Source organism: Pseudomonas sp. MC6 (genome assembly GCF_054790575.1).
Window position 1 is genome coordinate 3,813,793 of sequence record NZ_CP186504.1, and the last position, 15,175, is coordinate 3,828,967.

Here is a 15,175-nt window from a genome sequence, read left to right on the forward strand (position 1 = left end):
ACGCTAATAACAAGCCGCCAACGGCATGCTTCACCGCGTTCAAAACTGCCCCGACCATAATTTAAAGAAGAGGGTTCAACCATGTTCGTGCACAAGACCGCATTGCTCAGTGCAATCACCACGGCCCTGCTGGCCAGCGCCAGCCTGCAAGCTGCCGAGCCGCTTAAGGCTGTCGGCGCTGGCGAAGGTCAGCTGGATATCGTTGCGTGGCCGGGTTACATCGAACGTGGCGAGAGCGACAAGGCTTACGACTGGGTCACCGGTTTCGAAAAGGAAACCGGTTGCAAGGTCAATGTGAAGACCGCCGCCACCTCGGACGAAATGGTCAGCTTGATGGCCAAGGGCGGTTACGACCTGGTCACCGCGTCCGGCGATGCCTCGCTGCGGTTGATCGTCGGCAAGCGTGTGCAACCGATCAACACCGCGTTGATCCCGAACTGGAACACCCTCGACCCGCGCCTCAAAGACGCGCCGTGGTACGTGGTCAACCAGCAGACTTACGGCACCCCGTACCAGTGGGGCCCGAACGTGCTGATGTACAACACCAACGTGTTCAAGACCGCGCCGAGCAGTTGGAACGTGGTGTTCGCCGCTCAGGATCTGCCCGACGGCAAGCCGAACAAGGGCCGCGTGCAGGCGTATGACGGCCCGATTTATATCGCCGACGCGGCGCTCTATCTGAAATCGACCAAGCCTGAACTGGGCATCAAGGATCCGTATCAACTGACCGAAGATCAGTACAAAGCCGTGCTCGACCTGTTGCGCGCGCAGCAGCCGCTGATCCACCGCTACTGGCATGACACCACGGTGCAAATGAGCGACTTCAAAAACGAAGGCGTAGTGGCATCGAGTGCCTGGCCGTATCAGGTCAACGGTTTGATGAGCGAGAAGCAGCCGATTGCTTCGACCATTCCGAAAGAAGGCGCTACGGGCTGGGCCGACACCACCATGTTGCACGCCGAGGCCAAGCATCCGAATTGCGCTTACAAGTGGATGGACTGGTCGCTGAAACCGAAAGTCCAGGGTGATGTAGCGGCGTGGTTTGGTTCGTTGCCAGCGGTGCCAGCGGCGTGCAAGGAGAGCGAATTGCTCGGCGCTGAAGGTTGCAAGACCAACGGCTTCGACCAGTTCAACAAGATCGCCTTCTGGAAAACTCCGCAGGCTGAAGGTGGCAAATTTGTGCCGTATAGCCGCTGGACGCAGGACTACATCGCGATCATGGGCGGCCGCTAGCTCTCAATAACGACGCGGCCTGCTCCCTTTCCCCCTCGCCCCCCTGGGGGAGAGGGTTGGGGTGAGGGGGTAGCTTTTGACCTTGCCTTTGACTTCAGAGCAACGGCCAATAAGCCACCCTCACCCCCAGCCCTCTCCCGGAGGGAGAGGGCGCTAAAAGCAGATCGCATCTCGTCCGCCGAATGTGTAAGCCAAGCAAACCGTAAACGATTCAGATTTTTCAGAAGTCCAGGCTGGGCCGCTGCGACGGCCCTCGCCTTTTTGGAGCACCGCACCATGACGCTTGCAGTCCAGTTCACCAACGTTTCCCGGCAGTTCGGCGAGGTGAAGGCCGTTGACCGGGTTTCCATCGATATCGAGGACGGCGAGTTCTTTTCCATGCTCGGCCCTTCCGGCTCGGGCAAAACCACCTGCCTGCGCCTGATCGCCGGGTTCGAACAACCGAGTGCTGGCTCAATCCGCATCCATGGCGCCGAGGCGGCCGGGTTGCCGCCGTATCAACGTGACGTCAACACGGTGTTTCAGGATTACGCGCTGTTCCCGCACATGAACGTGCTCGACAACGTCGCCTACGGCTTGAAGGTCAAAGGCGTCGGCAAGACCGAACGGCACAAACGCGCCGAAGAAGCCTTGGACATGGTCGCCCTCGGCGGTTACGGCGCCCGCAAACCTGTGCAATTGTCCGGTGGTCAGCGCCAGCGTGTCGCCCTCGCCCGCGCCTTGGTCAATCGTCCCCGCGTGCTGTTGCTCGATGAGCCTTTGGGCGCGCTCGATTTGAAATTGCGCGAACAAATGCAAAGTGAATTAAAGAAGCTGCAACGCCAGCTCGGCATCACCTTCATCTTCGTCACTCACGATCAAACCGAAGCGCTGTCGATGTCCGATCGCGTTGCCGTATTCAACAAGGGTCGCATCGAACAGGTCGACACACCGCGCAATCTGTACATGAAACCGACCACCACATTTGTCGCCGAATTCGTCGGCACCTCGAACGTGATTCGTGGTGATCTGGCACGTGAAATCAGCGGTCATCCGCAACCGTTTTCGATTCGCCCGGAACACGTGCGTTTCGCCGAAGGCCCGCTGGCCAGCCACGAAATCGAAGTCAGCGGATTACTCCACGACATTCAGTATCAGGGCAGCGCCACGCGTTATGAATTGAAGCTGGAAAACGGTCAGACCCTGAGCATCAGCCACGCCAACAATCAGTGGATCGACAGCAGCGCCCAGCACCAGACCGGCCAGCGTCTGAGCGCGCGTTGGGCGCGGGAAGCGATGATTGCGCTGCACGACACCGTAGCGAGCGGGGTGTGACATGAGCACGCTCGCGATGACTGCATCGCCGCCATTGCGCAGGTTTTCCAACCTGCTCTACCGCAAGCCGAACCTGTATCTGTCGATGCTGCTGGTGCCGCCACTGCTGTGGTTCGGCGCGATTTATCTCGGCTCGCTGCTGGTGCTGTTGTGGCAGGGTTTCTACACCTTCGACGACTTCACCATGGCGGTCACCCCTGACCTGACGCTGGCCAATTTCGCCGCGCTGTTTCAGCCGTCGAACTTCGACATCATCCTGCGCACGCTGAGCATGGCCATCGTCGTGTCGATCGCCAGCGCCATCGTCGCGTTCCCGATCGCCTACTACATGGCGCGCTACACCACGGGCAAGACCAAGGCGTTTTTCTACATCGCGGTGATGATGCCGATGTGGGCCAGTTACATCGTCAAGGCCTATGCGTGGACGTTGCTGCTGGCCAAGGGCGGCGTGGCGCAGTGGTTCGTGCAGCACCTGGGGCTGGAGCCGGTGTTGCAGTTCATTCTGGGGATTCCCGGGGTGGGTGGCAGCACTTTGTCGACCTCGCATCTGGGGCGATTCATGGTGTTTGTTTATATCTGGCTGCCGTTCATGATTCTGCCGATTCAGGCGTCGCTGGAACGTCTGCCGCCGTCGCTGTTGCAGGCCTCCGCTGACCTTGGTGCGAAGCCGCGTCAGACCTTTATGCAGGTGATTTTGCCGCTGTCGATTCCGGGCATCGCCGCCGGTTCGATCTTCACGTTTTCGCTGACCTTGGGCGACTTCATCGTGCCGCAACTGGTCGGGCCGCCGGGCTACTTTGTCGGCAGCATGGTGTACGCGCAGCAAGGTGCGATCGGCAACATGCCGATGGCGGCGGCATTCACGTTGGTGCCGATTGTGTTGATCGCGGTTTACCTGTCCATCGTCAAACGACTGGGGGCTTTCGATGCGCTCTAATTCAGAAAAGCAGGGGGAGAAAGCCTCACTGGGCCTGAAAATCGCAGCCTGGGGCGGGTTGATGTTTCTGCACTTCCCGATCCTGATCATCTTCCTTTACGCCTTCAACACTGAAGAAGCCGCGTTCAGTTTCCCGCCGAAAGGTTTCACGCTGCACTGGTTCAGCGTGGCGTTTTCGCGGCCGGATGTTCTGGAGGCGATCAAGCTTTCATTGCAGATCGCAGCTATCGCCACGTTGATTGCGATGGTGCTTGGCACACTCGCATCGGCAGCTTTGTACCGCCGGGATTTCTTCGGCAAACAAGGCATTTCGCTGATGCTGATTTTGCCGATTGCGCTGCCGGGGATCATCACCGGGATTGCCTTGCTGGCGACGTTCAAGACGCTGGGGATCGAGCCGGGGATGTTCACCATCATCGTCGGCCACGCGACCTTCTGCGTGGTGATCGTCTACAACAATGTTATCGCCCGCCTGCGCCGCACTTCGCACAGCTTGATCGAGGCGTCGATGGACCTCGGCGCCGATGGCTGGCAGACCTTTCGCTACATCATCCTGCCCAACCTCGGCTCGGCGTTGCTGGCCGGCGGCATGTTGGCATTTGCGTTGTCGTTCGACGAAATCATCGTCACCACGTTCACCGCCGGGCATGAACGCACCTTGCCGTTGTGGCTGCTCAATCAACTGAGCCGACCACGGGATGTGCCGGTGACCAACGTCGTCGCCATGCTGGTGATGATGGTGACCATGCTGCCGATTCTCGGCGCGTATTACCTGACACGCGGTGGCGAAAGCGTTGCCGGCAGCGGCGGCAAATGAATCCCTGACAGACACCACCATCCCCTGTGGGAGCGAGCCTGCTCGCGAAGAGGCCGTCACATCAGACATTGATGTGGACTGACACACCGCTTTCGCGAGCAAGCTCGCTCCCACAGTTTTTAATCCGGTTTCGGCAGAAAAATAATAGATTCGAAGAGGACAGAACGATGCAAACCAAACTCTTGATCAACGGCCAACTGGTCAACGGCGAAGGCCCGGCGCAACCAGTGCTCAATCCCTCGCTCGGCGAAGTCCTGGTAGAAATCAACGAAGCCAGCGAAGCCCAGGTCGACGCCGCCGTGCGCGCTGCCGATAACGCTTTCGCCGACTGGTCACAAACCGCGCCGAAAGACCGTTCGCTGCTGCTACTCAAACTCGCCGACGCCATCGAAGCCCACGGCGAAGAACTGGCCAAACTCGAATCCGATAACTGCGGCAAACCCTACAGCGCCGCGCTCAACGACGAAATTCCGGCGATTGCCGACGTGTTCCGTTTCTTCGCCGGCGCCAGCCGTTGCATGAGCGGTTCGGCCGGTGGCGAATACCTGCCCGGCCACACCTCGATGATCCGCCGCGACCCGGTCGGCGTGATCGCCTCCATCGCGCCGTGGAACTACCCGTTGATGATGGTCGCCTGGAAAATCGCCCCGGCGCTGGCGGCCGGTAATACCGTGGTGCTCAAGCCATCGGAACAAACGCCGCTGACCGCGTTGCGTCTGGCCGAACTGGCGTCGGAAATCTTCCCGGCCGGCGTACTCAATCTGGTGTTTGGTCGCGGTCCTACCGTTGGCAGTCCGTTGGTTACCCATCCGAAAGTGCGCATGGTTTCGCTGACCGGCTCCATCGCCACGGGCGCCAATATCATTTCCAGCACCGCCGACAGCGTTAAACGCATGCACATGGAACTGGGCGGCAAGGCGCCGGTGATCATCTTCGACGACGCGGATATCGATGCGGCGGTTGAAGGTATTCGCACCTTCGGTTTCTACAACGCTGGGCAGGATTGCACCGCTGCGTGCCGGATCTATGCGCAACAAGGCATCTACGACAAGTTCGTCGAGAAGCTCGGCGCGGCGGTGAGCAGCATCAAGTACGGATTGCAGGATGACCCGTCGACTGAACTGGGGCCGCTGATCACCGCGCAACATCGCGATCGTGTTGCCGGGTTGGTCGAGCGTGCTGTGGCGCAGTCGCACATTCGTTTGATCACTGGTGGCAAGGCAGTCGACGGCAACGGTTTTTTCTTTGAACCAACCGTTCTAGCCGATGCGCAGCAGGACGACGAAATTGTTCGTCGCGAAGTGTTTGGGCCAGTAGTTTCCGTGACCAAATTCACCGATGAAGCGCAGGCGCTGGAATGGGCCAACGATTCGGACTACGGCCTCGCCTCCTCCGTGTGGACGGCAGATGTAGGACGTGCGCATCGCATGTCGGCGCGCTTGCAGTACGGCTGCACGTGGGTAAACACGCACTTCATGCTCGTCAGCGAAATGCCCCATGGCGGTCAGAAATTGTCCGGTTACGGGAAAGACATGTCCATGTATGGGCTGGAGGACTACACCACCGTTCGGCATGTGATGTTCAAGCACTAAGCCTTTAATAGCTTCGCGAGCAGGCTCGCTCCCACATTAATTGAAATGCGTTCCCCCTGTGGGAGCGAGCCTGCTCGCGAAGGCGTCACCTCGGTTTCAGGAAGGAAACCGGCACTACGCACCACCAGGATCCCAAAACAATAACTACCGATCTGGGCGGCGCCTGCATGGCCCCGCCACGGCCTCGGCCATCCGAAATCTGCCGATTTCACGGAGCAAACACACATGAGTTCCTCACCCGATCTCGCCGCAGCCGTTGCCGACAGCGATGCCGAACAACTGCGCAAACTGGGCTACACCTCGAACTTCAACCGCAGCATGAGCCTGTGGGAAAACTTCGCTTTGGGCTTCACTTATCTGTCACCGGTCGTAGGGGTTTATACCCTCTTCGGCCTGTGCCTCGCCGCTGGCGGCCCACCGATGTTCTGGGCCTACTTGCTGGTCGGTTGCGGCCAGTTGCTGGTGTGCCTGATCTTCGGCGAAGTGGTTTCGCAGTTCCCGATTTCCGGCGGTGTTTACCCTTGGGCACGCCGATTGGTCGGTAAAAAATGGGCATGGATGGTCGGCTGGATCTACTCCATCGCCCTGTGCGTCACCATTGCTGCAGTTGCCGTCGGCGCTGGCCCGTACCTGGCCGCCATGCTCGGTTTCGAGCCAAGCAACAACACCAACATCGTCATCGCCCTGGTGCTGACCCTGTTCGCCACGCTGGTCAACCTCAGCGGCACCAAAGTGCTGGCGCGCATCGCCATGTTCGGTTTTCTCTGCGAACTGGTGGGCGCGGTGATCGTCGGCGTGTACCTGCTGGTATTCGAACACCATCAACCGCTCAGCGTGCTGTTCAACACCTTCGACATCAGCGTCGACGGCTCGTACCTGCCGGCGTTCCTCACCGCATCGCTGGCAGGGATGTTCCTCTACTACGGCTTCGAGGCCTGCGGCGACGTCGCCGAAGAAACCCCGAACCCGAGTGCGAAAATCCCGGTGGCCATGCGCATGACCATCTACATCGGCGGCATCGCAGCGATGTTTGCCTGCCTGGCGCTGATCCTCGCCGTGCCGGACATGCAAGCGGTGATCAACGGCACCGACAAAGACCCGGTCACCACCATCCTCAACAACGCCTTCGGCCCGGTCGGTTCGAAAGTGGTAATGGGCGTGGTAATGATTTCCTTCATCTCCTGCGTCATTAGCCTACAAGCCGCGGCGAGCCGTCTGCTGTACTCCTACGCTCGCGATGAAATGGTCATCGGCAGCCGACTGCTGAAAAAGATTTCTCCTACCACCCAAGTACCGGTTGCAGCACTGTTCGTGTCCGGCGTCCTGCCCGCGCTGATCATCGCCCTCGGCTTCTTCCTGCAAGACGCCGTCGCCACCATCGTCAGCTTCGCCGCCATCGGCATCTACCTCGCATTCCAGATGATCGTCCTGGCCGCGCTGTACGCCCGCAGCAAAGGCTGGAAACCGAGCGGCAAATTCACCCTCGGCGCGTGGGGCTGGCCGGTGAACATCGGCGCGCTGGTGTACGGCGTTGGCGCAATCATCAACATGGCCTGGCCACGTACGCCGGATGCGGCGTGGTACGTGAACTATGCGATGGTATTGAGCACGGCCATCGTGATTGGTTTGGGGCTGGTTTATATGTGGATTGGCAAGCCGTATGACCATGGGAAGGCGCCGGCTGGGGATGCTTGGAAGGTGAGTCGCTAAGAAGAATCACCCCGGAATCGAGATTTGATTCCGGGGTCTCCTCGAAGCACTGTCATCAATTCATCAGTACGCCATTTGATATCGGCTTTACCTCTAACAGCTTCGAAGCGATCCAGATCGATCACCTTTCTCTTTTTACCCTTCGCTTCATCTTTGCTCACAGAATTGCTTCTCCCTTTTCCCGATTGCTAACTCATAAAGGAAAATCTTCGGTGCAGGGATGGTTTAGCAGCGGAATCTAAAAAAACAGGAATTTCCTACAGACACAACCTGCCTGAAAAAGCCCCATTTCCTACGATGTGTGGCGAAAGGGTAGACTTGTCGCCGCAAGCGCCTGACCGATAGGCTTTATCCCGTCGCTGTTAATTCAGCGATCCGGGGTCGAAGCCGGAAACTGTCAAAACGGTGCTTGCATGCCCTCCATTGAACTGCGGCTTTTTCACAACTTCAGTTCTGCTTTATGGCGGGCCGTGTGGCGCGGGCCTTCCGGCTTTACCGTTTCGACAGGAAGTAACCCGACTTCGAACGCCACTCGGCTCGCCACCCAATTTTTCGAAGAATTGGTGGCGACTTTCCAACTCGAAACGGAAGTCACTACATGTCTACGCAAATCCAGAATCCACCTTCAACGCACTTCACCCCCACCGCCTTCACCCGCCACAACCGCTTCCTCCACGCCTTCATGCAAGACCACGAAGCCTGGTTCTGCGTGCAAGATCTCGGTCGCTTGATGGGTTACCCCCTGAACGAACGCCTCACCCTGAAACTCGATCCCGATCAGCGTCGCCATGTCCTTCTGCGTCGGGACGGCGAAATCATCGATTGCGCGATGGTCAGCGAGTCTGGCCTGTTCGCCCTGCTCGTCCATCACTTCGTCCCGGAAAACCGACACCTGCGACAATGGCTGAGCCATGAAGTCATCCCGATGCTGCGCGAAACCCAATCAAGCCCTGTGGAAAACCACCCGAGCTTGAGCTCAATGCATTGGGCAGGCGTTACCGTGCCGCTGCTGCACTGGCAACAGCAGGCGTGGGTCAAATGGCGGGATGTGCCGAAGTTGATGCGCGGCCAGCGGCCGTCTCCGGTTCTGAGCACTTGCAGCTAAGGCTCATAAACAAAAAACCTGTGGCGAGGAAGCTAGCTCCCTCGCCACAGGTTTAGCGCGTCCCCTCTAGCGAGTTGATTCAGATGAGTAGAACTTTTCTCAAACCTCCTCAGATTGAGGAAGTCATTCCCTGTGATGAAAGCTTTGCGATCTCTTACCTGAAACTAAACGACAATGCCGAGCTTCAGAAAGCCATTCACGTCGGCATCACCGATGCCGACGCGGGCAATTTGATTGACCTGGCCACCGTAAAAGCCAAATGGCTTTCACGGTGCCCACCCCAGCGTTAAAAACGCGAAACACTCCGCATCGCATCCACCAGATACCGCATCGCAATCCGGTCGTTCTCCGAAAGCTCCCGATATCGCTCCACCAGTTTTACTTCGTCAGAGCTGAGCCGACGCCTTTTGCGGCCGCTGCCGAGGCAGGGAAAGATGCCCAACATGTCGGTGATCCCTTGTATTTTTGCCATGGACGATGTCCTTCAATACTTCAAAGAATTGCTAAACCACCACATCGCCCTGCCCCTTACAGCAGCGCCGTGTGCCCTACCGGTCAGCACCGGTCATGCCCATAGAATAGAAATTAAATCGGCGCTGAAAAGCGGTTTTTAGAGTAATTAGTCGAAAAAAGCAGATATGCCGTGTAAATCAGAACGCCCTGTCAGATTTTTAACCGACATGTCTTGTTTCATTGACACACTGGCGCGGTGAATCAACGAATTTTGCATTGCGAGCGAACCGTTTAAGCTAGCGGGCATCTGTTAATAGTCCGTTGCGTTTGGCCGAAGGCTTGTCCGAACCGTTATTTCTGATCCAGCACGTGCCAGGAACGGCGCGGGATTGCACACGACAGGTTGTATTTATGCATCGCAGGAATTTGCTCAAAGCGTCCATGGCCATTGCGGCTTACACCGGTCTTTCGGCCACTGGTCTGCTGGCCAGCCGTGCGTGGGCGGCCAATGGCGGCGCCGCCGATGGCGAGGCGCAGGCGTTTGACTTCGAAGCGCTGAAACGCCAGGCCAAGCAACTGGCTGGCAGCGCCTATCAGGACACCAAACAGGTGCTGCCGCCAACCCTGGCGACCATGACCCCGCAGAACTTCAACGCGATCCGTTACGACGGCGAGCATTCGCTGTGGAAGGAAAACAAGGGCCAGCTGGACGTGCAGTTCTTCCACGTCGGCATGGGGTTCCGTCAGCCGGTGCGCATGTACAGCGTCGACGCCAAAACGCGCACTGCCCGCGAGGTGCATTTCCGCCCGGCACTGTTCAACTATGAAAACACTTCAGTCGACACCCAGCAGCTCAAGGGTGACCTCGGTTTTGCCGGCTTCAAGCTGTTCAAAGCGCCGGAGCTGGATCGTCACGATGTGTTGTCGTTCCTCGGCGCCAGCTATTTCCGTGCGGTAGACGCCACTGGCCAATATGGCCTCTCGGCGCGCGGCCTGGCGATCGACACGTACGCGAAAAAACGCGAAGAATTCCCTGACTTCACCAAGTTCTGGTTCGAGACACCGGACAAGAACGCCACCCGATTTGTGGTGTATGCCCTGCTCGACTCGCCGAGTGCCACTGGCGCTTACCGTTTCGACATCGACTGCCAGGCCGAGCGCGTGGTGATGGAAGTCGATGCGCACATCAATGCGCGCACGGCGATCGAGCAATTGGGCATCTCGCCGATGACCAGTATGTTCAGTTGCGGCACCCACGAGCGCCGCATGTGCGACACCATCCACCCGCAGATCCACGACTCGGATCGTCTGGCGATGTGGCGCGGCAACGGCGAGTGGATCTGCCGTCCGCTGAACAACCCGGCGACCCTGCAATTCAATGCGTTTGCCGACACCGATCCAAAAGGTTTCGGGCTGGTGCAGACCGATCATGAATTCGCCAACTATCAGGACACCGTCGACTGGTACAGCAAGCGTCCGAGCCTGTGGGTCGAACCGACCACGGCATGGGGCGAAGGCTCTATCGATCTGTTGGAAATCCCTACCACCGGCGAGACCCTCGACAACATCGTAGCGTTCTGGACACCGAAAAAACCGGTCGCTGCCGGGGATTCGCTGAACTACGGCTACAAGCTTTACTGGAGCGCATTGCCGCCAGTGGGTACGCCGTTGGCACGGGTGCACGCGACCCGTTCCGGCATGGGCGGTTTCACCGAAGGTTGGGCCCCGGGCGAGCATTATCCGCCGGTTTGGGCCCGTCGCTTCGCCGTGGACTTCACCGGCGGTGGTCTGGATCGCCTGCCGCAGGGCACCGGGATCGAGCCGGTGGTGACCTGCTCGAACGGCAAGGTGCAGGACTTCAGCGTGCTGGTGCTGGATGACATCAAGGGTTACCGGATCCTGTTTGACTGGTACCCGACCAGTGACAGCGTTGAGCCGGTGGAGCTGCGTTTGTTCATTCGCACCAATGACCGCACGTTGAGCGAGACCTGGTTGTACCAGTACTTCCCGCCGGCGCCGGACAAGCGTAAATACCCTTGAGGGTTCTCTAGCGTCTGATTGAGCCTCATCGCGAGCAGGCTCACTCCTACAGGGGAGATATGTCGTTCACAAAATCAGTGTTCGACGCAGATCAACTGTAGGAGGGAGCCTGCTCGCGATAGCATCCGCCTAGTCAGCACAAAAACACCTTCCAAAAACAAAGCCCCGGCCATCACTGACCGGGGCTTTTTGCTTTATTGCGACTGACTCAATCGCGCAAATCAGACTCATGAATCGGCTGATCACGATGAGTCGCGCGCTGATACTGCGCCGGCCACACCGCTTTGCGCCCGCCCAGATCATCGTCGGCATGCAGCGGCCAGTACGGATCACGCAGCAACTCGCGGGCGAGGAAGATGATGTCGGCCTGACAGGTGCGCAGAATGTGTTCAGCCTGCGCCGGCTCGGTAATCATTCCCACGGTGCCTGTGGCGATGCCTGACTCCTTACGCACACGTTCGGCGAAACGCGTCTGATAACCCGGCCCAACCGGAATTTCCGCGTTGGCCGCTGTCCCGCCCGACGACACATCGATCAGGTCCGCGCCCAACGTGTGCAGGCGTCGCGCCAGCTCTACGGTTTCGTCCGGGTTCCAGCCGTCCTCCACCCAGTCGGTGGCGGATACGCGGACAAACACCGGCAACTCCTCAGGCCAGACCGCCCTCACCGCCTCGGTAACCTGCAGCACCAGCCGAATACGGTTTTCAAAAGAGCCACCATATTGATCGCGGCGCTGATTGCTCAACGGCGAAAGAAACTGATGCAGCAGATAACCATGCGCCGCGTGCACCTCAACCACACTGAAACCCGCCTTCAACGCACGTTTGGCGGCATCGACAAAGGCCTGAATAACGTCGGCGATCTGCCCTTCATCCAGCTGTTTCGGTTGCGTGTGTTGTGGGTCAAAGGCAATCGGTGACGGCCCTACCGGGGTCCAGCCACCATCATCGGGTTTGACGCTGCCATGCTTGCCGATCCACGGCCGATGGGTGCTGGCCTTGCGCCCGGCGTGGGCTAGTTGAATGCCGGCAACCGCGCCCTGAGACGTGATGAAGCGGGTGATGCGTTGCAGCGGTTCGATCTGTTCGTCGTTCCACAGGCCGAGGTCTTCGGCGGTGATTCGCCCATCGGCGGTGACCGCCGTGGCTTCAGTGAATACCAGGCCGGCGCCACCCACCGCGCGGCTGCCGAGGTGCACCAGATGCCAGTCGTTGGCCAGACCGTCGACGCTGGAGTACTGGCACATCGGTGATACAGCGATGCGGTTGGGCAGGGTCAGTTGACGAAGAGTGAAGGGTTCAAGCAGCAGACTCATGGGGCACCTCTCAAATCAGTGGGCAGGCTCCAGGGTTCTGTTTGAATAGTCGACGAGTGACAGGAAAAAGGTGCAGCACCCGCCCCCGCGGGCAAAAAATTCGACAAGACGTCACAAGGCCAATCAAGCAGTGCTTAGAGCCTAGTCGACAACGGGGGATCGCGGGAAATTCAAGAAAAGATCGCAGCCTGCGGCAGCTCCTACAGAGCGCACTTCTATGTAGGAGCTGCCGCAGGCTGCGATCTTTTGATCTTCAGCGCGGTTCGATATGAGCAATCATCAACTGAACGGTCTCATTACCCCGAAACTCGTTAACGTCGAGCTTATAGGCGAGCTCAACCCACTTGATCGTCGGATTCGGCCAGATATCCCGGTCAATCCCAAACGCAATACCGTCCAGTTTCACCGAGCCACACTCGCTCTTCAGCACCACTTTCAAATGCCGTTCACCGACCACCCGCTGTTCGACCAACTGAAACACGCCATGAAACAGCGGCTCCGGGAAGTGCTGCCCCCAAGGCCCGGCGTGGCGCAGCGCGCGGGCCAGTTCGAGGTGGAACTCTTCAACCGCCAGCGTGCCATCGGTCAGCATGCGCCCGGTCAGGTCGTCTTCGCGAAGTTGCCTACGCACTTCAGCGTCAAAGGCCTCGGCGAAAAGCGGAAAATTCTCCTGCGGCAAGGTCAGACCGGCCGCCATTGCGTGGCCGCCGTACTTGGCGATCAGGTTTGGATGCTGCGCCGCCACCACGCTCAACGCGTCACGAATGTGGAAGCCCTGCACCGAACGGCCCGAGCCTTTGAGCAAACCATCACCGGCATCAGCAAAGGCAATGGTCGGACGGAAGTAACGCTCTTTCATCCGCGACGCGAGAATACCGATCACGCCCTGGTGCCATTCCGGATCGAACAGGCACAGACCAAACGGCATCGACTCGACCGGCAAGTCCTTGAGCTGCGCCAGCGCTTCACGCTGCATGCCCTGCTCGATGGATTTACGATCCTGGTTCATGCCGTCGAGTTGCGCGGCCATTTCCCGGGCCAGATTGGCGTCGCCGGTCAGCAGGCACTCGATGCCCAGACTCATGTCATCCAGCCGTCCGGCGGCATTCAGCCGCGGGCCGACGATGAAACCGAGATCGGTGGAGGTAATGCGTGCAGCGTCACGCTTGGCGACTTCAAGTATCGCTTTGATGCCCGGCCGTGCGCGACCGGCGCGAATTCGCTCAAGACCCTGATGCACCAGAATCCGGTTGTTGGCGTCCAGCGGCACCACGTCGGCAACGCTGCCCAGCGCCACCAGATCGAGCAGTTCACCGATGTTCGGCTGCGGCTTGTTCTCGTACCAGCCGAGGCTGCGCAAACGCGCGCGCAACGCCATCAGCACATAAAAAATCACCCCGACGCCGGCCAGCGCCTTGCTCGGGAACTCGCAACCGGGCTGGTTCGGGTTGACCAGCGCATCAGCCAGTGGCAGTTCATCGCCGGGCAAGTGGTGATCGGTGATCAGCACTTTCAGGCCATGGCGTTTGGCGGCAGCCACGCCTTCGACGCTGGAGATGCCGTTGTCCACGGTGACCAGCAAATGCGGCTCGCGGGTCATCGCAACTTCGACGATTTCCGGAGTCAGGCCATAGCCATATTCAAAGCGGTTCGGTACCAGATAATCGACATGTGCTGCACCGAGCAGACGCAAGCCAAGCATGCCAACAGTGCTGGCCGTCGCACCGTCCGCATCGAAGTCACCGACGATGAGGATGCGCTGGCGCTGTTCCAGCGCCGTCACCAGCAGGTCCACCGCTGCGTCGATGCCCTTGAGTTGCTGGAACGGGATCAACCGCGCCAGACTCTTGTCCAGCTCTGCCTCGGATTGCACGCCCCGCGCCGCATACAGGCGGGTCAGCAGCGGCGGAATATCACCGAGAAAAGGCAGAGTTTCGGGCAGTTGACGAGGTTCGATACGCATGGGGTGACGGAGACTTCTCTTTAATACGGGGGATTAATCAGTTGAGGGCGCAGGATCAGCCGCGCTCACCTTGCAGCCATTGCAACTGGACTTCGTGCTGACCACGGTCGTCGGTGACGAAGATCGTCCCTTCGCTGATCATCACGTCCCACTTGATGACGCGGGGCATGTCCTTGGCCAGGATTTCCAGCACTTCTTGCGGGACTGCTGCGATGTTGACGTTCTTCAGGTTCTTGATCGCCGGGATCACTTTGGTTTCCCAAACGCGCAGGCTGCCGTAGGCCAGCAGGCTGGTACGTTCGGTACGACGCGAGCACCAGGTCAGACGGTCGGCGTCTGGCTGGCCGACTTCGATCCAGTGCAGAACACGGTCGTCCAGGCTCTTTTCCCACAGCGCAGGTTCATCCACGTCTGACAGACCACGGCCGAATGACAACTGCTCGTTGTACCAGAGGGCGTAGGCCAGCAGGCGCACGGTCATGCGCTCTTCGGTTTCCGAAGGGTGACGGGCGATGGTCTGCTTGACGCTCTCGTAGACACTGCGGTCGAGGTCGGTGAGGTTCAGTTCAAATTTGTAGGTAGTGGACGGCTGGGCCATGAACGGGCTTCTTGATACGAGGAAAGTCGGCAAGTCTAACCGATGCGGTAGGCAATCATCGAATTGATGGCGATCAAGCTGCGGCGTCTGACAGCCGG

At 59.0% G+C, this 15,175-nt stretch carries 14 protein-coding genes; 9 read left to right on the plus strand and 5 right to left on the minus strand.

Annotation, left to right across the window (positions count from 1 at the left end; genetic code table 11):
- Positions 1-81: 81 nt before the first annotated feature.
- The 6 genes from ydcS to ACOYXE_RS17185 all read left to right on the plus strand — a co-directional run bounded on the left by ydcS (position 82) and on the right by ACOYXE_RS17185 (position 7,603).
- The gene (ydcS, locus tag ACOYXE_RS17160) at positions 82-1,233 is read left to right on the plus strand and encodes a putative ABC transporter substrate-binding protein YdcS (protein WP_460926326.1); all 1,152 of its coding nucleotides are present in this window, start codon (positions 82-84) and stop codon (positions 1,231-1,233) included.
- Between the two features lie 276 nt (positions 1,234-1,509).
- Complete coding sequence (locus tag ACOYXE_RS17165) at positions 1,510-2,547, plus strand: ABC transporter ATP-binding protein (RefSeq protein WP_405122251.1); 1,038 nt, start codon at positions 1,510-1,512, stop codon at positions 2,545-2,547.
- Between the two features lie 16 nt (positions 2,548-2,563).
- Positions 2,564-3,484 (plus strand): ABC transporter permease, encoded by a 921-nt coding sequence (locus ACOYXE_RS17170; protein ID WP_007908947.1) that lies wholly within the window; start codon positions 2,564-2,566, stop codon positions 3,482-3,484.
- A complete protein-coding gene (locus ACOYXE_RS17175; RefSeq protein ID WP_460926327.1) occupies positions 3,474-4,301 on the plus strand; it encodes an ABC transporter permease in 828 nt (275 codons plus the stop codon). Before ACOYXE_RS17170 ends, ACOYXE_RS17175 begins: the two co-directional genes overlap by 11 nt.
- A gap of 167 nt (positions 4,302-4,468) precedes the next feature.
- Complete coding sequence (locus ACOYXE_RS17180; RefSeq protein WP_460926328.1) at positions 4,469-5,893, plus strand: gamma-aminobutyraldehyde dehydrogenase; 1,425 nt, start codon at positions 4,469-4,471, stop codon at positions 5,891-5,893.
- A 225-nt stretch (positions 5,894-6,118) separates the two neighbouring features.
- The gene (locus ACOYXE_RS17185) at positions 6,119-7,603 is read left to right on the plus strand and encodes an APC family permease (protein WP_460926329.1); all 1,485 of its coding nucleotides are present in this window, start codon (positions 6,119-6,121) and stop codon (positions 7,601-7,603) included.
- Here ACOYXE_RS17185 and ACOYXE_RS17190 read toward each other — a convergent pair.
- Entirely contained in the window at positions 7,600-7,764 is a 165-nt protein-coding gene (locus ACOYXE_RS17190; protein ID WP_160056119.1) for a hypothetical protein, read from the minus strand. The genes ACOYXE_RS17185 and ACOYXE_RS17190 overlap by 4 nt on opposite strands.
- A 437-nt stretch (positions 7,765-8,201) precedes the next feature.
- On the opposite strand from ACOYXE_RS17190, the gene ACOYXE_RS17195 reads away from it, so the two are divergent.
- The gene (locus tag ACOYXE_RS17195) at positions 8,202-8,708 is read left to right on the plus strand and encodes a BRO-N domain-containing protein (protein ID WP_460926330.1); all 507 of its coding nucleotides are present in this window, start codon (positions 8,202-8,204) and stop codon (positions 8,706-8,708) included.
- 83 nt (positions 8,709-8,791) lie between these two features.
- Complete coding sequence (locus ACOYXE_RS17200; protein ID WP_160056115.1) at positions 8,792-8,998, plus strand: hypothetical protein; 207 nt, start codon at positions 8,792-8,794, stop codon at positions 8,996-8,998.
- Here the strand turns inward: ACOYXE_RS17200 and ACOYXE_RS17205 are convergent.
- Positions 8,995-9,180: a hypothetical protein gene (locus tag ACOYXE_RS17205; protein WP_007908956.1), complete on the minus strand. Its 186-nt coding sequence runs from the start codon at positions 9,178-9,180 to the stop codon at positions 8,995-8,997. The two genes, ACOYXE_RS17200 and ACOYXE_RS17205, sit on opposite strands and share 4 nt — an antisense overlap.
- Before the next feature lie 392 nt (positions 9,181-9,572).
- Here ACOYXE_RS17205 and ACOYXE_RS17210 point away from each other — a divergent pair, with 392 nt between their 5' ends.
- Positions 9,573-11,201, plus strand: a complete 1,629-nt coding sequence (locus ACOYXE_RS17210; protein ID WP_099758089.1) for a glucan biosynthesis protein D — start codon at positions 9,573-9,575, stop codon at positions 11,199-11,201.
- A 208-nt stretch (positions 11,202-11,409) separates the two neighbouring features.
- On the opposite strand, the gene ACOYXE_RS17215 is transcribed toward ACOYXE_RS17210, so the two are convergent.
- From ACOYXE_RS17215 to ACOYXE_RS17225, 3 genes are all read right to left on the minus strand, one after another.
- Positions 11,410-12,516, minus strand: a complete 1,107-nt coding sequence (locus tag ACOYXE_RS17215; RefSeq protein ID WP_095119340.1) for an NADH:flavin oxidoreductase/NADH oxidase — start codon at positions 12,514-12,516, stop codon at positions 11,410-11,412.
- Between the two features lie 253 nt (positions 12,517-12,769).
- Positions 12,770-14,479, minus strand: a complete 1,710-nt coding sequence (gene recJ, locus ACOYXE_RS17220) for a single-stranded-DNA-specific exonuclease RecJ (RefSeq protein ID WP_160056111.1) — start codon at positions 14,477-14,479, stop codon at positions 12,770-12,772.
- Positions 14,480-14,534: 55 nt separating this feature from the next.
- On the minus strand, positions 14,535-15,077 hold the full coding sequence (locus ACOYXE_RS17225) for a YaeQ family protein (RefSeq protein WP_160056109.1): 543 nt from the start codon (positions 15,075-15,077) through the stop codon (positions 14,535-14,537).
- Between the last annotated feature and the right edge of the window lie 98 nt (positions 15,078-15,175).